The 20,577-nt window shown below is 71.1% G+C and carries 18 protein-coding genes and 3 pseudogenes; 13 read left to right on the top strand and 8 right to left on the bottom strand.

The features are described 5' to 3' along the window. Positions 1 to 322 precede the first annotated feature (322 nt). Positions 323 to 616: pseudogene (locus ABZ939_RS13260) on the bottom strand (hypothetical protein); the annotation flags it as partial. Positions 617 to 931: 315 nt separating this feature from the next. Between ABZ939_RS13260 and ABZ939_RS13255 the strand changes: the two are divergent. After that, positions 932 to 1,780, top strand: coding sequence for a histone protein (locus tag ABZ939_RS13255; RefSeq protein ID WP_361853218.1), 849 nt, complete (start codon positions 932 to 934; stop codon positions 1,778 to 1,780). A 236-nt stretch (positions 1,781 to 2,016) separates the two neighbouring features. Here ABZ939_RS13255 and ABZ939_RS13250 read toward each other — a convergent pair. Further along, a pseudogene (locus tag ABZ939_RS13250) lies at positions 2,017 to 2,313 on the bottom strand (hypothetical protein); the annotation flags it as partial. 54 nt (positions 2,314 to 2,367) lie between these two features. Between ABZ939_RS13250 and ABZ939_RS13245 the strand changes: the two are divergent. From ABZ939_RS13245 to amaP, 3 genes and pseudogenes are all read left to right on the top strand, one after another. Then, entirely contained in the window at positions 2,368 to 2,568 is a 201-nt protein-coding gene (locus ABZ939_RS13245; protein WP_361853254.1) for a hypothetical protein, read from the top strand. 151 nt (positions 2,569 to 2,719) lie between these two features. Continuing rightward, positions 2,720 to 3,229, top strand: a complete 510-nt coding sequence (locus ABZ939_RS13240; protein ID WP_361852866.1) for a DUF6286 domain-containing protein — start codon at positions 2,720 to 2,722, stop codon at positions 3,227 to 3,229. 10 nt (positions 3,230 to 3,239) lie between these two features. Then, positions 3,240 to 3,825: pseudogene (gene amaP / locus ABZ939_RS13235) on the top strand (alkaline shock response membrane anchor protein AmaP). 237 nt (positions 3,826 to 4,062) lie between these two features. Here the strand turns inward: amaP and ABZ939_RS13230 are convergent. Beyond that, positions 4,063 to 5,106, bottom strand: coding sequence for an acyl-CoA desaturase (locus ABZ939_RS13230; protein ID WP_361852863.1), 1,044 nt, complete (start codon positions 5,104 to 5,106; stop codon positions 4,063 to 4,065). Positions 5,107 to 5,951: 845 nt separating this feature from the next. On the opposite strand from ABZ939_RS13230, the gene panD reads away from it, so the two are divergent. From panD to ABZ939_RS13215, 3 genes are all read left to right on the top strand, one after another. Beyond that, positions 5,952 to 6,377: an aspartate 1-decarboxylase gene (gene panD, locus ABZ939_RS13225; protein WP_361852861.1), complete on the top strand. Its 426-nt coding sequence runs from the start codon at positions 5,952 to 5,954 to the stop codon at positions 6,375 to 6,377. A 25-nt stretch (positions 6,378 to 6,402) separates the two neighbouring features. Beyond that, entirely contained in the window at positions 6,403 to 6,747 is a 345-nt protein-coding gene (locus ABZ939_RS13220) for a GNAT family N-acetyltransferase (RefSeq protein ID WP_361852858.1), read from the top strand. 440 nt (positions 6,748 to 7,187) lie between these two features. Continuing rightward, positions 7,188 to 8,516 carry a transglycosylase family protein gene (locus ABZ939_RS13215; protein ID WP_361852856.1) on the top strand — a complete coding sequence of 443 codons (1,329 nt, stop codon included), beginning with the start codon at positions 7,188 to 7,190 and terminating at the stop codon, positions 8,514 to 8,516. On the opposite strand, the gene ABZ939_RS13210 is transcribed toward ABZ939_RS13215, so the two are convergent. Next, positions 8,397 to 9,380, bottom strand: coding sequence for a DMT family transporter (locus tag ABZ939_RS13210; RefSeq protein ID WP_361852854.1), 984 nt, complete (start codon positions 9,378 to 9,380; stop codon positions 8,397 to 8,399). The two genes, ABZ939_RS13215 and ABZ939_RS13210, sit on opposite strands and share 120 nt — an antisense overlap. A 117-nt stretch (positions 9,381 to 9,497) precedes the next feature. Further along, positions 9,498 to 10,214 carry a carbonic anhydrase gene (locus ABZ939_RS13205; RefSeq protein ID WP_361852852.1) on the bottom strand — a complete coding sequence of 239 codons (717 nt, stop codon included), beginning with the start codon at positions 10,212 to 10,214 and terminating at the stop codon, positions 9,498 to 9,500. A 254-nt stretch (positions 10,215 to 10,468) separates the two neighbouring features. On the opposite strand from ABZ939_RS13205, the gene ABZ939_RS13200 reads away from it, so the two are divergent. The 3 genes from ABZ939_RS13200 to ABZ939_RS13190 all read left to right on the top strand — a co-directional run bounded on the left by ABZ939_RS13200 (position 10,469) and on the right by ABZ939_RS13190 (position 13,148). Beyond that, the gene (locus tag ABZ939_RS13200; RefSeq protein ID WP_361852849.1) at positions 10,469 to 11,182 is read left to right on the top strand and encodes a (2Fe-2S)-binding protein; all 714 of its coding nucleotides are present in this window, start codon (positions 10,469 to 10,471) and stop codon (positions 11,180 to 11,182) included. A 62-nt stretch (positions 11,183 to 11,244) separates the two neighbouring features. Further along, complete coding sequence (locus ABZ939_RS13195; protein ID WP_361852846.1) at positions 11,245 to 12,720, top strand: SDR family NAD(P)-dependent oxidoreductase; 1,476 nt, start codon at positions 11,245 to 11,247, stop codon at positions 12,718 to 12,720. A 257-nt stretch (positions 12,721 to 12,977) separates the two neighbouring features. Then, positions 12,978 to 13,148, top strand: a complete 171-nt coding sequence (locus tag ABZ939_RS13190; RefSeq protein WP_361852843.1) for a hypothetical protein — start codon at positions 12,978 to 12,980, stop codon at positions 13,146 to 13,148. 79 nt (positions 13,149 to 13,227) lie between these two features. On the opposite strand, the gene ABZ939_RS13185 is transcribed toward ABZ939_RS13190, so the two are convergent. Genes ABZ939_RS13185 through ABZ939_RS13175 form a run of 3 tightly spaced genes read right to left on the bottom strand, consistent with a single transcriptional unit; the run spans position 13,228 to position 15,455 of the window. Beyond that, the gene (locus tag ABZ939_RS13185) at positions 13,228 to 14,649 is read right to left on the bottom strand and encodes a lipase maturation factor family protein (RefSeq protein ID WP_361852840.1); all 1,422 of its coding nucleotides are present in this window, start codon (positions 14,647 to 14,649) and stop codon (positions 13,228 to 13,230) included. A gap of 33 nt (positions 14,650 to 14,682) precedes the next feature. Beyond that, positions 14,683 to 14,853 (bottom strand): hypothetical protein, encoded by a 171-nt coding sequence (locus tag ABZ939_RS13180; protein WP_361852837.1) that lies wholly within the window; start codon positions 14,851 to 14,853, stop codon positions 14,683 to 14,685. Positions 14,854 to 14,906: 53 nt separating this feature from the next. Beyond that, positions 14,907 to 15,455, bottom strand: coding sequence for a DUF1990 domain-containing protein (locus ABZ939_RS13175; RefSeq protein WP_361852835.1), 549 nt, complete (start codon positions 15,453 to 15,455; stop codon positions 14,907 to 14,909). A gap of 264 nt (positions 15,456 to 15,719) precedes the next feature. Between ABZ939_RS13175 and ABZ939_RS13170 the strand changes: the two genes are divergently transcribed. The 3 genes from ABZ939_RS13170 (at position 15,720) to ABZ939_RS13160 (ending at position 20,577) form a co-directional block, all read left to right on the top strand. Continuing rightward, complete coding sequence (locus tag ABZ939_RS13170; RefSeq protein WP_361852833.1) at positions 15,720 to 16,982, top strand: DUF6777 domain-containing protein; 1,263 nt, start codon at positions 15,720 to 15,722, stop codon at positions 16,980 to 16,982. Positions 16,983 to 17,044: 62 nt separating this feature from the next. Then, positions 17,045 to 19,150 (top strand): SpoIIE family protein phosphatase, encoded by a 2,106-nt coding sequence (locus ABZ939_RS13165; RefSeq protein ID WP_361852830.1) that lies wholly within the window; start codon positions 17,045 to 17,047, stop codon positions 19,148 to 19,150. Between the two features lie 62 nt (positions 19,151 to 19,212). After that, entirely contained in the window at positions 19,213 to 20,577 is a 1,365-nt protein-coding gene (locus tag ABZ939_RS13160; protein WP_361852827.1) for a wax ester/triacylglycerol synthase family O-acyltransferase, read from the top strand.

Below are 20,577 nucleotides of genomic sequence, written 5' to 3'. Positions count from 1 at the left end.
TCTCCCGAGAGGGAAGAGGACTCGTTACCGTCGTGCCGGCTCGTCATCGGTGTGCTTCTCCATCCCGGCCCTCACGGCCGCGCGGCTTCGTTACTGGGGCCCTCAGGTACGTCAGCGAGCTGGCTGGCCCCGATCACCGGAGTGAGCTCTCCTCGCCATGGCCGGTGCTGCGGGATCCAAACCAGCGTGCCAGGTGGCTCCCGGTGAAGCCGGCCGGGACACCGTCAGCGTGTGCAGTACCAACTCTGGACGTCTTGGACGTGGGGTACGTGGGGCGCAAGCGCTGCGACATGCCGCGGAGCGCTGTGATGTGGGCCGTTGCTTTGCCGTGGAGGGCATTGAGGACCAGCAGGCTGCCCGTGAGAGCGGGGACCGCCCACTGAGCGTGGGAAAGCTGACGTTCGGCTTCTTCTGCGTCTCGGGGAAGGCCGACGGAGGCCAGCTCGATCTTCTTGCCCAGCGGGCCGGCGCGGTGACGGCAAGAGCGGCCCCGTTGAGGACGGTCTTGGCCAGGTGGAGGCGGCGCCACCTTGCTGGGTGGTGACACGGGCAGCGTTGCGCCGAGCAGTCCGCCGGCGCAGACCAGGTGCGTGCCGATCGCGGCAGCGCTGACGGGTGCCTGGCTGGGGAGCGCAGCGCCGAAGCCGCGCCGGGAACTCCAGCCTTCCGCTGGCGGAGGCGCGGCGTGCTGGAGTCCTGTCCTGCGTCTCGACGTCTACTTCGGATGGGCCGGGACGGGCTCTGCGCGGTCGTGCCGGTTTTGCGGCCATCGTCGATCACTCCGCTGGGGGCACCGCTCGCGGAAACTACAATTGTCGGGATAAAGGGAAGAATCATCCGTATCGGGGGTGGGCGGCATGCCGCCCGAGCGGGACGTCCTCCGGTCGGCGGCGTCGAGGACAGCAGGCCGGCACATTCGCAGACCCAGACGGTGTTCCTGGGCATCGTCGTACAGCTCGCAAGCGCCCTGGTGAAGGGACAGCAGCTCATGCAGAACACGACCAAAATCGCGCTCGCGGCCGCCGTGGCCGGGGGCTATGTCCTAGGACGGATAAAGAAGGGCCGCCTCGCGTTCGCAGTGGCGACCTACCTCGCCGGACGACGTTCCGGTCTCGATCCCGGCCAGCTCATGGCGCAGGGCCTCACCAAGCTCAAGGAGACGCCTCAGTTCGCCGAGATTACCGACCAGCTCCGCGGCGAAGCCCTGGACGCAGGCAAGAAGGCTCTGGGAGCAGCCGCCAACCGCAAGCTCGCCGACCTCGCCGGCTCGCTGCACCAGCGGACCTCCCAACTGGGCAGCGCCGAGACAACCGAAGACGAAGAGGACCAGGAGGGGTACGAGGACGAGGCGGGCTACGAAGAGCCGGAAGCCGAGGAGGAAGAGGAAGAACAGCCCGAGGAGGAAGAGGAAGAAACGCAGGACGCCTACGAGCCCGAGGAAGAGGAACCTGAGGAAGAACCCCCGCCTCGCAGGCGCGGCCGGCCCCCGACCCGAGCCAAGGCCGGCTCGGACACACCCGCTCGAAGGGCTCGCCGCTCAACTTCCTCAGAGCCACCGCCTCCGGCCAGGAAGGCCGCATCGAAGAAGGCGCCGACGGCGAAGTCTCCGTCAAAGTCGGCGGTCGCGAAGAAGAGCGCGCCGTCCAAGCCCGTTGCCAAGAAGACATCGAAGCAGGCACCGGCAAAGAAGACCGCAACCCGCCGTCCGGCACGCAAAACGGCAGCCAAGAAGACCGCGGAGAAGAAGACGCCAGGCCGCAAGCCGTCCACGCGGAGGTAGGTCACGGCACAGTCAGACCGCACCAGCGCGCAAGAGCCCCAGTCAGGGTTTGACCAGCTACTCGAAGAGCTGACCACGTTCCTGGGAGCGCAAGCTGGGCGGCTCGCGGACAAGGCCTCGGACAAGCTAGGAGAAGTGACCGACCAGCTCCAGGACGTCGCGCACGCGCCGACCCCGGGCGGGCCGCCACATGTTGCCTTCTCAAGCCCAGCGCGTCGAGCTGCCGTGATGTCTGGCTAGGTTGCGGTTTCTGTGATGAGGACGGCGGCGGTGACCGGGCCGGGGGTGTCAGTGGTGGCTGCGTCGGCCAGGGCGTCCCGGACGGCGCGGGCGACTTCCAGTGGATGGTGTCCGGGGGCGACCGCGAGGTGGACCTCGATGTGTCGGCCGGGTGGATCGTCATGGTCCTCCACCCTGACCGGGCTGCTTCCCAGCACGGCCGTGAGGCGGGCGACGCCCGGAACACCTGTAGCGACGTCTGCCAGCTCCCCGGCGGGCCCCCACATGGATCCTGTTCCGGTCACCGGGGGTGAGCGGAACGGAACCCCGCAGAACCGGACGGGGAGTCTGCCGCCGGGCCTCCCGGGGTGCTCGGCGCGGCGCGGGTGCACATCACCGTCGAGCTCGGCTATCCGTCCGACATCGGGACGCAGTGCGCCGCGGTGCGCCGCGAGGTCACCCAATGGCTCAGGACATGGGCCGGCATGGAGATGTCCGGCCTCACCGTGTCGGTCGAGAGGCTGCACTCGGTGTATACGCGCCACATGGACCAGGAGAGGGTGCAATGAGCGCGAACACCTGGCGGCAGCCGACCGGTGACAGCGACCTTCCCCCCGACTCCGGACCCCGGGAGCGGGCGCGGACGCCACGACGGCGATCGATGAATCGGGCGGGTCGACACGCCGTTTCTGGTCGGCGCGGCGGATTCCCGCGGCCGTGGTGGCCCTGCTGTCAGCCGCGGCCGTCGGACTGCTTCTCTATGACGTGGTCTCGGTGCGGGCAGGCCAGGCTGTGATGCGCTGGCGGTGGCGGCTCGCCGAGGAGCTGGCCACACGGCCGCTGGATGACATCTGGATGATCGTCGGGGCCGCAGTGGCGATGGCCCTCGGCCTGGGGCTCTTCCTGCTGGCGGTGACGCCGGGACTGCGCAGGCTGCTGCCCATGCGCCGGCCCACCGGTATCCCTGAGGCGGAGGAGGTCCGCGCCGGACTCGACCGCCGCGCGGCCGCCCTGGTTCTGCGCGACCGGGGGACGCAGGTGCCCGGTGTCCAGTTGGTACGGGTCGCTGTCGGCCGCCGGAAGGTCAAGGCCCGGGCACGGGCCCATTTCCGCGACCTCGAGGAGATCCGCGCGGACCTGGACGCCACGCTGGGCGAAGCCGTGACGTCCTTGGGCCTTGCCCGACAGCCCATGCTGACCGTGACCGCCCGGCGCCCGAAGAAGGGCTGAGGTGATCCTCATGCTCAAGACGGTGAACCGGGTGCTGCTGGGGCTTGTGGGCCTTGGACTGTTCGCCCTGGGTGGCGGCGTGCTGCTGGGCGGGCTGGACCTGCAGCGCCACTGGGATTTCGGCATGCCGGGCTGGGGGCCCTTCCGCGGGCCGGATGATGTGGTGCTGGGTACCGAGGGACGCACCCGGTGGCGGGAAGAGGGCTGGTGGTGGCCGACCGTCATCGCGGTGCTCGCCGTGCTGCTGGCCCTGCTGCTGTGGTGGCTCCTTGCGCAACTCAGGCGCCGCCTGGACCAGGTCCTCGTCAACAGCGAAGACGGCACGGCAGACCGACTCAACGGCCGCACGCTGCCGGACGTCATCGAGGCAGAGGCGCAAGCCCTGGACGGGGTCTCTCGCGCTCACGTCCGGCTCACCGGCCGACCCACCGCACACGTGCGGCTGTCGCTGGAGCCGCACACGGATCCGGCACGGACACTGGAGCAACTGTGCCGGGAAACACTCGCACACGCGCGGGAGTCGGCCGGCCTGGAACCGCCTTCCGTCGAAGATCCGACTCCGGGAAGCCCGCCACCGCGCCGACCGCGTCGCCTAAAGGCCGCGTTCTCGGGTTCTTCTTCTTGCTCAGCCTGCACATCGGTATGGCGCCGCAGGCGACACGCTTCAGGCGGGCCAACGGCTGTTCATGGCCGCCAGGTCGGCCATCCTGGTGAGCAGGCCCGCCGGGACGGCTCATGCTCCGCGCACCTCATGGTCACCAGTGGCCTGCTGGTCGTATCCGGTGCATGCCTCCGTGGTTACCACCTCACTGCCGCCAATGGCTGGCCCGTCCCTAAGCGGGGACGCGGGCGTTCCGGAGCGGCGCTCCAGCCTGATGAAGACTAGCGAGGGCCAGCCGGTAGGAGGTGATCAGCCCGGTCTCCACGTAGTCCACGCCCAGTTCCTGGCAGTAGCGCCGGACGATGGGCCGGGCCTTGCGCAGGTTGGGGCTGGGCATGCTGGGGAACAGGTGATGCTCGATCTGGTGGTTCAGCCCACCCAGTGCGATGTCCGTGAACCAGCCGCCGCGCACGTTGCGTGAGGTGAGCACTTGGCGGCGCAGGAAGTCCGGGCGGTCTTCGCCCTTCAGGATCGGCATGCCCTTGTGGTTGGGCGCGAAGACGGAACCGAGATAGACGCCGAACAAGCCCTGGTGGACGGCGAGGAAAGCGATCGCCATACCAGGCGGCAGCAGCCACAGCAGCACGGTCAGATAGAGCACGAAGTGCGCGAACAACAGGACGCCGTCGAGCATTCGGTGCTTGAGCGCGCGATTGGCCAACGCCTTCACACTCGACACGTGCAGGTTGAAGCCCTCCAGCGTGAGCAGCGGGAAGAACAGGAACGCCTGCCAGCGGCCGATCAGGCGGGCGAGCCCCTTGGCGGCCCGGGCCTGATCCTGGGACCAGACCAGCAGGTCGGGGTCGAGGTCAGGGTCGAGTTCCTCATGGTTGGGGTTGGCATGGTGGCGGGTGTGCTTGTCCTGCCACCACCCGTAGCCCATCCCGATACCCGCACCGGCGATCCGTCCGGACACCTCACTGGCCCGGCGTCGGCGGAACACCTGTCGATGGGCTGCGTCATGGGCGAGCAGAGCGACCTGGCCGAAGACAACAGCCAGGAAAGCGGCGACCGCCAGGGTCCACCAGCTGTCGCCGATGAGCGCGACGGCGGCCCACCCGCCCACGTACAGCCCGGCCACGAGCGTGATCCGCAGCGCGTAGTAGCCGGGACGGCGCCCCAGCAGGCCGGCATCGGCGATCTTTCTCGACAGTCGGGCGAAGTCACTGCCGGACGTCTCCGAGGGCGGGGGTCGGACCGCGGTACTTATGGTCATGATCGTGAAACTCTCTCCGAAGGAGGCAGGTAGCTCGGCGCCGCCCCGGGAGCCGCTGAGACCGGGCCGCAAGCAGGGATGCGCTTCCTCCACTGCGGGAAGCGCATCGCGCGACCGCGGAGCAAGGACACGTCTGCTTCATCAGCCAGCGGCCGCGCAGGCCCTCTCTTTGGGTACGTGTTCCCTGCCAGACATGCCTCACACCGCGACAGCACAGGGCTTCTCGAGCGGTCCGGTGAAAGCGGGTTCGCGATCGAAGCCACCCCCGAGGACACCGACCGGCGCACCTTGATCCGAGCAGAATGTCCTCCCCGAAGTGCGTGCTCAGCTCGCCAGATCAAGTGCTGACTCGCCAATTCGTCTGCTCAGGCACAACACCGCCGTGCGAAGGGAACCCACGAGATGATTCAGATCGCCGGTTTGGCCAACCGGCGATCCGCGGCTATGTTGCCGCCGCTTCGACCCCTTCCTGTTGAACCATGGGTGCCTCCTGCTCTGAGGCGGAATGGAGGGGCCTGGGCCGACTTACCCACGGCGGTGCCCAGCTCGGATCCCTGGCGACCGCCCTCGCACCTGGCCGCCCAGACCGCCAGAGTGACGGTGATCACGGACACCTTTCGGAGGGTGCTGCGTAGGCTTGTGCAGTCGTCGCGGTGGGGTCCAGGAGGGTGGGCGAAGCTCCCCTGCAAGCACCTGACGATGCGTCAGGAAAGTCAGCAAGTGGTCAGCATGAGTCCTGAAGAACCTGGGGATTGCTGCCCGAACATGCGACTCGTTGTAGGGTAGGAAAACCGCCCTTGACCTGCAAAAACGCAGGCAGGGAGCCTATGTCCAGGAGTGCCTCGATGATGCGTACGATGTTCAAGTCCAAGATCCACCGCGCCACCGTGACCCAGGCCGATCTGCACTACGTCGGCTCCGTCACCGTCGACGCCGAGCTCATGGAGGCGGCCGATCTGCTGCCCGGGGAGCTCGTGCACATCGTCGACATCGACAACGGCGCCCGGCTGGAGACCTACGTCATCGAGGGCGAGCGGGGCTCCGGGGTGATCGGGATCAATGGAGCGGCCGCCCATCTCGTGCACCCCGGTGACCTGGTGATCCTCATCAGCTACGCCCAGGTCGAGGACGCCGAGGCCCGCACACTCGTGCCGCGTGTGGTGCACGTGGACGCGGACAACCGGATCGTCGAGCTCGGGGCCGACGCCTCCGCGCCCGTACCCGGGAGCGACACGCAGCGCAGCCCGCACGCCGTGCCGGCCCACGCCTGAACCCGACCCGAGGGAGACGCTACGCATGGCCGAGCTGGAGATCAGGGACGACCGGGAGAAGGGGCGCCTCGAGGCGTTCGAGGACGGCACCTACGTCGGTGTGATCGTCTACTTCGTCCTCGACGTCGAGCCGCACGCCCTCGTCGCCGTTCACACGGTCGTCGAGGAGGGCAACGAGGGCAAGGGCATCGCCGGTTCGCTCGTGCGAGAGTTCTACCGGACGGCGGCGCGTGAGGGCGTCCCCGTCGTACCGCTCTGCCCGTACGCCGCCAAGTGGGCCGAGAAGCACCCGGACGAGGCCCCCGTGCCCTCGGAGGACCTCGTCCGCGCCGCCAAGCGCCAGCTCAAGGCCCCGCCCGAGCTCTACTGACCCAGCCGATCCGGGCCGTGCTCCGCAAGCGCGGCCACGGCGGTGCGCCGACACGGATGAATGGCCCCGGCGGGCGCGGGCACACGCTCCGGGAGAGCCTGGAGCCGTACGGCCCGTCGATTCGAGAGGCCCGTCATGACCCATCCGTACCCCGATCCGGTGCCGCCGTCGCCGATCCCGCCTCCGGGGCCGGTTCCGTCCCCGCCGACTCCGGTGCCGGAACCGCCTCCCGTACCGCCCCCGAACCCGGTTCCGGAACCCCCGGGGCCCGCCCCCGTACCGGAACCCGAGCCTCAGCCCGAGCCGGGGCCCGCGGGGCTCTGATTCGTAGGTGACACAAGGGACTTGGGGTTTGCCCCAAGCCCTTGTCACGGCCTGTGACCCTCCCTTACCTTGGGCGACTGCCGATGCGCTTCTGCTGACGCGTTCGAGGGGGACCCATGGCCGTACGGGGACGACACCGCCGGTACCAGCCGAGCCGGATCAACCGAGCCTCGCTCACCGTCACGGCGGGCGGCGCCGGAATGGCGCTGCCGCTGGTCGGTGCCGGGACGGCGCAGGCCGCCTCCCTCGACGTCTGGGAGAAGGTCGCCGCCTGCGAGTCCTCCTCCAACTGGCGCATCAACACGGGCAACGGCTACTTCGGCGGGCTGCAGTTCAGCCAGTCCACCTGGGAGCGGTACGGCGGCACGCACTACGCACCGCGCGCCGACCTCGCCTCCAAGGACCAGCAGATCGCCATCGCCGAGAAAGTGCTCAAGGGCCAGGGTCCGGAAGCCTGGCCGACCTGCGCGCCTCGCGCGGGCCTCGGGCAGGAGAAGTCCGGGGTCAGGCCCGCCTCCTTACCGGCACAGCGCACCGCGCCCGAACGGCGGACCTCGGCGGCCCCGCCTCCCGCCGCCACCCCGACCACCGTGCCCACGGTCCGCGAGATGTACACCGTCGCCCCCGGCGACTCGCTTTCCCGGATCGCGCGTGAGGAGCGGGTCAAGGGCGGCTGGCAGCGGTTGTACGAGGCGAATCGCGCCGTCGTCGGCGGTGATCCCGACCTGATCCATCCGGGCCAGAAGCTGACCCTCCGGATCACCGCACCCGTCAAGCCGCCCACCGAGCAACCCCCGGTCGCCAAGCCCGCGCCCACGGCAAACCCGACGACGAAGCCGATGGCAAAGCCGACGACGAAGCCCACGGCGAAGCCGACGACACAACCGGCCGCGAAAGCGCCGGCCTCGAAGGCTCCCCAGGCCACCAAGCCTCCGGCCGCGCCGCAGGCCAAGCCGGCCACCAGACCAGCCGCCCAGCCCGCCGCCAAGCCGGTCACGAAGCCCGCTGCCAAGCCGGCCGCCAAGCCCGCTCCCCAGGCCGACAGCTTCAGCGCCCCCGTCTCCGCCTCCATCGGCACCCGTTACCGCGTGTCCGGGTCCTCCTGGTCCAGCGGGTACCACACCGGTGTCGACTTCCCCGTTCCCACCGGCACGTCCGTGAAGGCCGTGGCCACCGGCAAGGTCGTCTCCGCCGGCTGGGCCGGCGCGTACGGGTACGAGGTCGTCATCCGCCACGACGACGGTCGCTACAGCCAGTACGCGCACCTCTCCGCGCTCACCGTCCGCGAGGGGCAGCGGGTCAACACCGGTCAGCGCATCGCCCGTTCAGGATCGACCGGCAACAGCTCGGGACCGCATCTCCACTTCGAGGTGCGGACGGGTCCCGGGTACGGCTCCGACATCGACCCCCTGGCGTACCTCAGGGCGCGGGGTGTCTCGATCTGAGACGGGCAGGTCATCTGACACCGACAGCGAGTCCTCGGAGGCCGTCAGTCGGTCCGTCGTGAGCTGTATCAGGCCGCCCGCCGCCACCGCACCGCAGATCAGCGCGGCCACGGTGCCGGCGGTCCCGTACCGGAAGGTCTCGCCGAACATGGTGAGACCCACCGCGGCGGCGACCACCGGGTTGACGACCGTGACCGTGGCCAGCGGAGCCGCCAGGCCCGCGCCCCGGTAGGAGGCCTGGGAGAGCAGCAGCCCGGTCACCGCGCAGGCCGACAGGACCAGCAGGCTCGTCCACTGCGCGAGCGGCGCGTCCGGCGACCACTCCACGGCCACGGTCTTGGTGAAGACCGAGGCGATGCCGAACGACACACCCGCCGCGGCCGCCAGGACGATGCTGCGCAGGACCGAGCGGCCCACCAGGTGTGCCAGGGCGAACAGCAGGCCCACCACCCCGAAGGTCCCCGCGGCGAGCAGCCAGCGTTCGGTGCCGCCCAGCGACTGGGACTCGGCGCTGCCCGTCAGGCTGAGCAGCCCGGCGAGGCCGACCGTCGCCATGATCGCGCCGCGCCAGGCCGTGTGCCCGGCCCGGCGGCCCACGAAGAGGGCGGCCATGGGCAGGGCGAAGACGATCGTGAGGGCGCCCAGCGGCTGGACCAGACTGAGCGGACCGTAGGCGAGCGCCGCGACGTGCAGCGCCGCGCCGAGACCGTTGAGCAGCACGGACCCCCACCAGGCCGGGCTGCGGAGCGGCGCGTAGGTGGGACCGCCGGCGGCGGCCGCGACCCGCTCCTGCACGATCGCCGCGGCCGCGTAGGCGACTGCGGAGACCAGTGACAGGAGCACGGACAGCAGGAGGGGGCTCATACATACAACGATCTCTCTTCCGAGCGTTCACGTCGTCGTACCTGGGAACGCATTCGGACGTACTGCCGTCGTAGTACGGGGTCGTCATGTACGCCTTGGGATGTACACCCGCGCAGGTCAGGAGGGGTGGAAAGCAACCTTTCCGGTATCCAGGTCGAAGCGGGCACCGACGATCCGGGCCTTGTCGAAAGCCTCATCCTGAGCCAGTCGCCGCCGTATTCGGGCCACATTGGCCCGTACCGTGTTCTCCACCCAGTCACCGGGCAGGTCGCGGGCGGCGCGGGCGGCGGGCGCGATCTCCTCGATGATCCGGGCGAGGTGTCCCTCGACGGGCTTTCCCGTCCGTACGTACTCCACGGCAGCGGTCGCGGCCCCGCACCGCTCGTGCCCCAGCACGAGGACCAGTGGTACGCCGAGCTCCTCGACGCCGAACTGGATGGAGCCGAGCACCGCCTCGTCGAGGGCCTGTCCGGCCGACCGTATCGCCAGCAGGTCGCCGAGCCCCTGGTCGAAGACGAGCTCCGGCGGCACCCGCGAGTCGACGCAGCCGAGGACGAGGGCGAAGGGGTGCTGGGAGACGGCCACGGCGGCGCGCCGGGCGGCGTCCTCGTGCGGGTGGATCTGCCGGAGGGCCGCGAACCGGGCGTTCCCGGCCCGGAGTTCGGCCAGGGCCCGGGCTGCGGTGAGCGGCCCGTCCGGGCGGGACCGGGGAGCCTGAGGCGTGGCGGCCCGGGCGGCGGGGATGCTCGCGGTCACGGCCGCGGCGGCGGACAGGGCGAGCACCGCCCGCCGGCCCGGTGTCGTGGAGGAGAGGGGGTTCGTGAGAGGTGTCATGAGGATGATCGTTACGGTGGTCTGCGGTCGCGGAGCCTCTCTTGGGGCGAGCATGACCCGAAGATGACCAGGCATGACCCAAAGATGACCATGCATGACCCGAACACGACCGGTGTTTTGCCCGGAGACCGTGCCCGGCGATCGTGCCAGGCGCCCAGGAGCAGGAATTCATGAGCAGGCGGCCGGGCGGTCAGGCGCACGACAGGCCAGGCGCCCGGCAGGCCAGGCGCCCGAAAGGCCAGGAGGTAGTGATCGTGGATCTTGTCGAGAGCGGCGCGGTGGGCGGGTTCTTCGCGCTGCGGACGACCGCGCCGGAGACCGGCGGCGCGCATGTGCCGCTCGCGCGCCTGTACGCGGGGGAGACCGGCCCCCTCTCCGCACGGGTCGACCGCGTCGGCGCCCGCCTCCGCGCCCCCGAGCGACGGGTCGCCGCCTCGGTCGCCCACCTCGGGCTCGCCGCCCGGCTGTGGTCGACCGCCCTCGGCCCGGCCGCCCTCCACGGCCGGTTCCCGGCTCTCGATCCGGCGGACCTGTTCTGGGACGGAGCCCTGACCTCGCCCGACGACCTGTGGTGGGCGGGCACGGACACCCGCCCCGCGACCGTGGCCGACCTCCGGGAGGCCGTCCAGTTCGCTCATCTCGTCCCGCTCCACGAGGCCTTCCGCCGCGACGGGCGGATCTCGCCCCGGCTGCTGTGGGGGAACGCCGGCTCCGCGCTCGCCGGGGCCCTGCGCGAGCTGACCCGCTGGGCCGGGGCCCAGGGCCGGCCCGCGGTCGCCCGACGCGCCGCCGAGCTCGTGACCGGGCTCCTCGACCACCCGGACCTGGCCCGCACCGTCCAGGGGCCCGCCCTGCGGCGTACCAGTTGCTGCCTCTACTACCGCTGCCCCGGAGGCGGACTCTGCGGCGACTGTGTGTTCGACCACGCTCCCGCTACGGGTTTGGAGACACGGCCCCCCGCTCCGTAAAGTTCCTCTTTTGAGACATGGGCGCGCGCGAGCGTATGAGCGATCGAGGAACGGCAGAGGCCATGACGGTGACCGAAGAAACCCAGGAGTACGGGCCGGGCATCGACCCCGAGCGCCTGGCCGTCTGCCTGGCCGTGCTCGACGAGCTCGACAAGCTGGACGTCGACCACCCGGACGCGATCGCCGTCCGGCGCGCCACGGCCGGGATCTACCGGACGGTGAAGCAGCGCCGCCGGCAGGAGCGCCGGGCCGCGAAGACGGCCCACGACAAGGCGGTCACCGAGGCCACCGCCACCGGCTCCGCGCAGCGGATCGACGACGAGACCGAGGGCATCCTGCCGTCCTCCGTCACCGAGGCCGGACAGATCGCCGGGATACTCCAGCGCCCGCGGTCCTGCTACACGTGCAAGACGCGGTACGTCGAGGTCGACTACTTCTACCACCAGCTCTGCCAGGAGTGCGCCGCTCTCAACCGGGGCAAGCGCGACGCCCGCGCCGACCTCGCCGGCAAGCGCGCGCTGCTCACCGGTGGCCGGGCCAAGATCGGCATGTACATCGCGCTGCGGCTGCTGCGCGACGGCGCCCACACCACGATCACGACCCGCTTCCCCAAGGACGCCATCCGCCGCTTCAAGGCGATGGAGGACTCGGCGGACTGGATGCACCGCCTCGAGGTCGTCGGCATAGACCTGCGCGACCCCGCGCAGGCGGTCGCCCTGGCCGACCAGGTCGCCGAGGACGGTCCGCTGGACATCCTCATCAACAACGCGACGCAGACGGTGCGCCGTCTGCCCTCCGCCTACGCCGCCCTGGTCGAGGGCGAGACCGCTCCGCTGCCCGCCGGGGAGCTCCCGGCGCACCACGTGATCGGCGCCTTCAACTCCGGCGCGGTCGACGGCCTGGCAGCGCTGCCGGTCGGCGTGAGCGGCCTGGACGCGCAGAAGGTCGCGGATCTCGCGCTGGTCGCCGGCAACGCCAGCGTCGAGCGGCACCGCGACGGCAGCGCCATCGACGCGGGCGGCCTGGTGCCGGACGTCGTCGACACCAACACCTGGGTGCAGACCATCGAGCAGATCTCCCCGGTGGAGCTGCTCGAGACCCAGCTGTGCAACTACACGGCGCCGTTCATCCTGATCAGCAAGTTGCGGCCGCTGATGGCCGAGGCGGCCAGGAAGGCGGCCAGCGGGCGCGCCTACGTCGTCAACGTCTCGGCCATGGAGGGCGTCTTCGGGCGCGGCTACAAGGGCGCGGGGCACCCGAACACCAATGCGGCGAAGGCCGCGATGAACATGGTGACGCGGACCAGTGCCCAGGAGATGTTCCAGACCGACGGCATCCTCATGACCTCGGTCGACACCGGCTGGATCACCGACGAGCGCCCGCACTTCGACAAGCTGCGGCTGGCCGAGGAGGGCTTCCACGCCCCGCTCGACCTGGTCGACGGCGCCGCCCGTGTCTACGACCCCGTCGTGCGCGGCGAGGCGGGCGAGGACCTGTACGGCTGCTTCCTGAAGGACTACGCGCCGGGCAACTGGTAGAGCAATCGGCTTATGGGCTTCTTAAACCGCCCAGATGTCCGAAAGTCACTCGATCGCGTCACACTTCTGAGCCCCATAGAGCGCTGGGCCGCTCATTTGGTTACTCTGATGTCCACGGTCGGCCACCGGGGTTTCACAAAACCCCCACGGCCTTCCTGGGGACTGGCCTGCCACCAAGGCCGCGGTCCCGCCCGAAGAACGGCGCCACCGCGACCGAACGGCCATGTCCTCATTGGTACGCGACAAGGGAGTGCGCGGTGACACCAGAACTGACGAAGCAGGAACAGCGACCGGCCGAACATACGGAGCGGCCTCGCCGCTCCGGTGAGCTGGGCAGCCTGGAGGTGTGGGCACACGCGGCCCCCATCCGCCTGGCGGGCTACGAGGACGACCTCGCCGAGCCGCACATCCTGCCAGGTATCGACTGAGTCGCAACTGTCGCTTCGCCCTGTGCCCCCGGCCGCCCCGCGGCCGGGGGCACAGGGTTTTCCACGGGCGGCAGGACGGTCAGCGCCGCGCCTGGGCCCGCAGCTCGACCGGCGGCAGATACTCCCGTACGAGCGTGCGGTGCCACCACGCCCCGGTCTCCCGCAGCTCCCGCCAGGTCGTGTAGCGGTAGCGGTACAGCCGGGCTCTGACAAGGGTCGGCGGCGCGTCGGGGAAGGGGTTGTGGCGCAGCAGCCGCAGGGTGTCCTTGTCTCCGTCGAGGAGCCGCTCGACGAACGGCCCGAACCAGTCGCGGGCGTACGCGGGGGAGAGCGCGGCGAACCACATCAGCCAGTCGAGCCGCAGATGGTACGGGGCGAACTGGCGCGGCAGCCGGCGCGGATCGCCGGGCTTCCCCTTGAAGCCGTACTCCTTCCACACGGTGTCCGCGAGCGGCACCGGGTCGTCGGTGCCCTCGATGACGATCTCGTCCCGGATCTGACCGACGGTGCCGAACGCGCCGTACGTGTTGACCAGGTGGAACGGGTCGTACGAGCGGTTCATCGCCTGCCGCCTGGAGAGCAGGTTGCGGACCGGGCGGTAGCTGCGGAAGAGGACGAAAGCGGTGACGGCGACGACCACGACCACGTACCAGATTGGCGGGGCGGGCTGCGGGTGCTCGCCCACCAGCAGCGAGCCGTCCATGGCGGAGAGCGCGAGGACGATCGTCAGCCAGTTCAGCCACGCGAAGTTCCCCGAGAGCACCAGCCAGAGCTGGGTCGCCACCATCAGACCGGCCGCCACCGTCGCCACCGGCTGCGGGGTGAAGAGCAGCACTGGGACCAGCAGCTGGACGACATGGTTGGCCGCCACCTCGACCCGGTGCAGAGGGCGGGGCAGATGGTGGAAGAACCAGCTGAGCGGGCCCGGCATCGGCTGGGTCTCGTGGTGGTAGTACAGGCAGGTCAGATTCCGCCAGCAGCGGTCACCGCGGATCTTGATGAGCCCCGCGCCGAACTCGACGCGGAAGAGCAGCCAGCGCAGCAGCCACAGGACGAGGACGGGCGGCGCCGTGTCGTCGTTGCCGAGGAAGACCGCGAGGAAGCCGGTCTCCAGGAGCAGCGACTCCCAGCCGAAGCTGTACCAGGTCTGACCGACGTTGACGATGGAGAGGTACAGCGCCCAGAGCACCGCCCACAGCAGCATCGAGACGGGGAGCGGTACCGCGTCGCCCGCGCCGGCCACCAGGGCGAGCGCCAGGGCCGCGCCGCTCCACGAGACCGCCGCGAACAGCCGGTCCGAGTAACGCCAGTGGAAGAGGCTGGGGGTCTGGCGCGGCCGCACCCGGCGCAGATACTCCGGCACGGGGAGCATGCCGCGCTCGCCGATCAGGGCCCGGAACTGGAGAGCGGCCGACAGAAAGGCCACGAGATAGAGCCCGGCGAGCCCCCGTTGGAAGACGATCCGGCTCAGCCAGTAGTCCGGTGCCGTGAACCACTCCATCCCTTCCAGTATCGGCGCCGTCCGGCCCGGGCGTCAGGCCTTCTCCTCCTCGTCGACGGTGCGCTGGCCCTCGGCCTGGGACGGGGTGGTGCGCACGGTCGCCGGGTGGCGGTGGTCCCGCTGGAGCGCGTCCATGTCCTCTTCGAGGCGCTCTCCCTCGGCCTGCGAGGGGGTGCTGTATTCGTCGTACTGGTACTGGCTCACGGCCGCCTCCTGGGTCGGGACGTATGCCTATAGAGGGAGCGTAACCCCGCACGTCATCCCGCGACGACGCGCTGAAGGGTGTGTCCGAGCCGGCGTGCGTACGTGTGCTGGAGGACGGGGACGAGCGAGCCCGCGAGGCGGGTGTACCAGACGGCGGGGCGGCTGAACGCGGTGACCGTGAACCAGACCGAGCCGTCGGGGTGCAGGTCGACGACGAAGGACTCCTCGCCGCTCTCGGGGTGCCCGGTGCGGGTGCCGTAGGCGAATCCGGTCCGGTCATCCTCGTACGCCGTCCAGATCACCTCGCACGGCGCGGCGAACCGGACCGGACCGAGGCCCAACGAGACCTCGACGAAGACGCCGGGCTCGGCGCGGACCGCCTCGCTGCGGACCCGGGCGCCCGCGTCGCGGTGCATCCGCCAGGTGGTGACGGCGGCTCCGGCGCTCTCGAAGGCGTCCCTGCCCCGCCCGAGGCGGACCGTGTGGTGGAGATGGTGGTAGCCGGCCGGGAGACGGTCCCGGCCGGTGGCGCCGACGTCCCGGTAGTTGAGGGGCGCGGGTGCAGGCGCGGGAGTGGCGAGGTCGCGGATCAGACGGGCCATGATGCGGTCTCCTTGCAAGGGGCGGCCACCAGGGCGGCGCGGCGTCGGGGGAGCCACAGGGCGAGGCCGCGGGGTGCTGCGAGCAGGGACATGCCGTCCACCCCCCCCGATTGAACGTGTTCAAACCTGCCTGAGTCGAGCCTAGGGCTTTCCTTGAACGTGTTCAAGCGTGTCGTCCGGTCGGCCGTATTCCGCTTGCGGGGGACCGCGCGGTGCGACAGACATGAAGGAATGTCCCGGGGTGGAAAGAGGCGGGAGATACACGTGCGCTCACCCATACGCCGGCCGCGACGGCCCCACGTCACCGCACTCACCGCGCTGGTCTCGGCGCTGCTGCTCGCGGGCTGCTCGTCCGGCGGCGACACCGCCGGCGCCGGAACGGCCCCCGCCGCGCAGGAGGTCTTCCTCCAGCCGGTCGCCGCCCAGGGTCCCGACCCCTTCACCGCCTCCACGGCGAAGGCCGCCACCGCACCCGCCCCGCGCACCACCCCACCGGACACCCCGCCGTCCACAGCGACCGCGCAGACGATCCGCGAGATCACCGGCTCCACCCCCGGCCTCTACGGCGGCACCCGCTCCGTCGCCAGCTGCGACGTCGAGCAGCAGGTCTCCCTCCTCACAGGCGACCGGGCCAAGGCACGTGCGTTCGCCGACGCCGCGGGCATCCCCGAGTCCAACCTCGCCGGCTGGCTGCGCGGCCTCACCCCCGTCGTCCTGCGCGCCGACACCCGCGTCACCAACCACGGCTTCCGCGACGGAGACGCCACCACGTTCCAGTCCGTGCTGCAGGCCGGTACGGCGGTGCTCGTCGACCAGTACGGCGCGCCCCGCGTCCGCTGTGCCTGCGGAAACCCGCTGCGTTCGCCGGTCGCCGTCCAGGGCGCCGGGCACCGCGGAAAGCCCTGGAGCGGCTTCCACCCCGACCGGGTCGTCGTCATCAGACCGACCACGACGATCGTCAACAGCCTGGTCATCGTGAACGTCGTCAACAACACCTGGATCGAGCGGAAGACGGGCACCCACGGCGAGCGGGACAAGCATCCGGTCGTCGTCCCGCCCTGCCACCCCGCCGCCTGCGACCTCACCGGCTCGCCGACCCCGGTGCCGTCCCCGTCGGTCACCGGCACCTCGCCCGAGCCCGGCCGGTCCGTGAGCCCCGACGGCTCGACCACCCCCGGCGGCTCCACCTCGCCGCAGAGCAGCTCCCCGCCCCCGTCCACGACCGACTGCCCGTCACTGCCGCCGTCCGAGAGCCCCACCGGTACGCCGGAGACGACGTCTCCCGACACCACGTCTCCCGACACCACGTCTCCGGGCACGACGGGCCCGACGTCTCCCGGCCCGACGTCCCCGAGCCCGTCGATCCCGCCCGGCTGTCCGACCCCGATCTGGTCCGAGCCGGCCTCCCCGCCCACCACGGCGCCGCCGGTCGAGCCCGAGCCGGAACCCGAGTCGGAGCTGCCCTCCTTCGAGGACCTGTTCCCCAGCGACACCGGCGCCCGGCAGCCGGAGACCTTCGAGGGATGAGCCGTGGTCCCGGCCGCGATCTCCGCCGTGCGCGCCGCCGGGGCTGCGCCTAGCGTGGCCCCATGGACGCGGGCACAGGGGGAGCCGAGGCTGCGGAGCCATGCCGCTGCGGATCAGGGGCAGGCGGTGTGACGTGCTGCTTCCTCCGTGACTACGGTCGTGCGTTCCGGATGGGCAGCTTCGACTGGGACCTGGTCACCGGTCTCATGACCATGGACGAGGGCGCCCTCCGGGTCTTCGACCTCACCCCCGGGGAGTACGACGGGAACCCGCTCACCCTCTCCTCACGCGTCATGCCCGACGAGGGGCGCCGGCTCGACATGATGGTCACCCACGCGCTCAAGGACGGCAGCGATCACTACGGCGCGTACTTCCGCGTCCGGCTGCGGAGCGGCGGCCCGCGCTGGACGCACACCGAGGGCCACATCCAGCGCGACGAGACCGGCCGCCCCCGCCGGATCATCGGCATCGTCCGGGACGCCTCGGAGGAGGTGTCCGAGCACGCCGCCCGGCTGGGCCTGGACGAGGGGCGGCGCAGGCGCACCAGCGTCGTCGAGGGCACCACGGCGGCCCTGGCCCACGCCCGGACGGTGCAGGACGTCATCGACGTGCTCAACGACTCGCACGGCCTGCAGCATTTCGGCGCCACCAGCCTCGTCATGGGTCTCCTGGAGGCCGGCCGCATCCATCTGGTCGCCGAGGGCCCGCAAGGTGCCTTCGTGCCCGGCACGCGGTTCACCCGGCTGGACGAGCCGTACCCCATGAGCGAGGTCATCCGGACCCTGCGCCCCCGGTTCATCGAGTCGCCGCAGGAATTCGCCGACTCGTACCCGATCCTGTGGCCGCACATCAGCGGGCTCGGCATCACCTCGGCGGCCTATCTGCCGCTGATCGCCCAGGCCCGGCCGATCGGCGCGCTCGGACTGCTCTACAGCGACAGGACCGGCTTCAGCGCCGACGAACGCAATCTGCTGGTGGCGCTCGGCAGCAGCATCGCTCAGAGCCTCAAGCGGGCCATGCTCTACGAGCAGGAGCACGACCTGGCCGAAGGGCTTCAGCAGGCGATGCTGCCCCGTCGCATCCCCGACGTACCCGGCGCCCAGATAGCCGTCCGCTATCGCTCGGCCCGCCTCGGCCGGGACATCGGCGGCGACTGGTACGACATCATTCCGCTGCCCGGTGGCCGGGTCGGCGCCGTCATCGGAGACGTACAGGGACACGACACCCACGCGGCGGCCGTCATGGGACAGCTGCGGATCGTGCTGCGCGCCTACGCCGCCGAGGGCCACTCCCCGCCGACCGTGATGGCGCGGGCCTCCGTCTTCCTCCACGAACTGGACACCGACCGCTTCGCCACCTGCACCTACGTCGAGGCCGACCTCGCCACCGGCGTCGTCCAGGTGGTACGGGCCGGGCATGTCGACCCGCTGCTCCAGGACACCGACGGCAGCTGCCGACGGCTGCCGGTGGAGGGTGGGTTGCCCCTGGGCCTCTCGGCCGAGTTCGGCCGCCTCGACCATCCCGTCACGACCCTGGAGCTCTCCCCGGGACAGACCCTGCTGCTGTACACCGACGGTCTGGTGGAGAAGCCGGGCGCGGATCTCGACGAGGGGCTGACGTGGCTCTCCTCGCTGGTCCGGCGCGGGCCGCGGGATCTCCAACAGCTCGCCGACCACCTCTGCGAGATCGTGGACGAGCGGGGCGGCGACGACGACGCGGCGATGCTGCTGCTGCGTCGCCAGGGGGCGTACTACCCGCAGACCGGCGGCCGGCTCCAGCAGCACGTGGCGCAGAGCGACCCGGAGGCGCTGAGCTCCGCCCGGCACATGATCCGGGCGGCGGTACGGGCCTGGGGCGCCGGAGAGCGCTCGGACGAGATCGAGCTGGTCGCCGACGAGCTGATCACGAACGCGCTGATGCACACCGACGGCGGGGCGATCGTGACCCTGCGGATGCTCGCGGTGCCCGAGCGGCGGCTGCGGGTGGAGGTCGAGGACCGCTCCAGCGCGCTGCCGCGCCGGCGAGAGGCGGGGGAGGCGGGCGTCTCGGGTCGCGGTCTGCTGCTCGTGGACCGCATCACGGATGTGTGGGGTGTCGAATCGCGCGGCAGCGGCAAGTGCGTCTGGTGCGAATTTACTGTTAACCCTGTGTACATCGATCGTACTTGACCGTAACCGACCGTGCGCGATTGACTGCGATCCCCTGCCGCCCTCTAGGACCCGAGGAACCGTTGAGCAGCGAGCTACTGGCACCTCTTGATCTGGCCTTCTGGCATCTCGAATCCGCCGACCACCCCATGCACCTGGGCGCCCTCGCCCATTTCGGCCCGCTCCCCGCCGACGGCGATCCGTCCACCGTCCTCGATCTGCTCGCGAGCCGGGCCGCCGCGATCCCCCGGCTGCGCATGAAGGTCCGCGACGTCCTGCTGCCCGTCGGCGGGGCCGCCTGGACCGCGGACAAGCGGTTCGACGTACGACGGCATGTGCGGCAGATCGCGCTGCCCGGCTCCGACTTCGCCGCCGAAGCCGCCCGGCTCGCGGGCGAGCTGATGGAACGGCCGGTCGAACGGGGTCTGCCGCCCTGGGAGATGTACCTGCTCACCGGCGCCCCCGACGGCTCGTTCGCCGTCCTCGTCAAACTCCACCACGCCCTCGCCGACGGCATGCGGGCCGTCGCCATCGGCGCCGGCATCTTCGACGAGATCGCCGCCGCCCGCAGGCCGGGTCGCAGCCGCGCCCGCACCGTACCCCCGCGCTCCTGGCTCCCCGGCCCCGGCCGGATCATGGGCGCCGCCCGGGACCGCATCGAGGACCTCGGCCGGGCCGTCGAGGTGGGTGCCTCCGTGGTCGGCGCCTCCGTCGTCCGCGCCGGCCTGCTCGACGGGCGTGCCGCCCCCTCCGCCCTCGCCGCCCACTCCAGCGGGACGCGCCGCGTCGCCACCGCCGTCCTGGACCTGGAGCGCGTCCACCAGGTGCGCCGCACCACGGGCGGCACCGCCAACGACGTCCTCCTCGCCGTCGTCGCCGGAGCCCTGCGCCGCTGGCTCGACGGACGCGGCGAACCGCTCCCCGGTATCGATCCGCGCGCTCTCGTGCCCGTCTCCCGGCGGCGGCCGGGCGCCCCCGCCGGCACCGGCAACAGCTTCTCCGCCTACCTCCTCACCCTCCCCGTCACCGAGCCCGACCCCGCGACCCGGCTGGCCGCCGTACGGCGGGCCATGGACCGCAACAAGGCCGACGGGCCGCTTCGGGGCGCCGGAGCCGTCGCCGTACTCGCCGACCAACTGCCCTCGCTCGCCCACCGCTTCGGCGCGCCCCTGGCCTCCGGAGCCGCTCGGCTCCTCTTCGACGTCCTGGTCACCAACGTTCCGCTGCCCCGCTCGGCCCTCTCCCTCGGCGGCGCCCCTTTGCGCGAACTCTTCCCGATGGCCCCGCTCGCCCGCGGCCAGGCGCTCGCCGTCGCCATGTCCCCGTACGGCGGCAGGGTCCACGTCGGCCTGGTCGCCGACGGCAAGGCCGTCCCCGACCTCGACGCGCTGGCCGCCGCGCTCGCCGAGGAACTGGAGCTGCTCGAGCACCTGGACGGAGGCCGCTGA

The organism is Streptomyces sp. NPDC046712 (assembly GCF_040645695.1).
GTDB lineage: Bacteria > Actinomycetota > Actinomycetes > Streptomycetales > Streptomycetaceae > Streptomyces.
The sequence above is the reverse complement of the archived record's forward strand: the minus strand, read 5'-3'. Positions and strand labels throughout refer to the sequence as shown.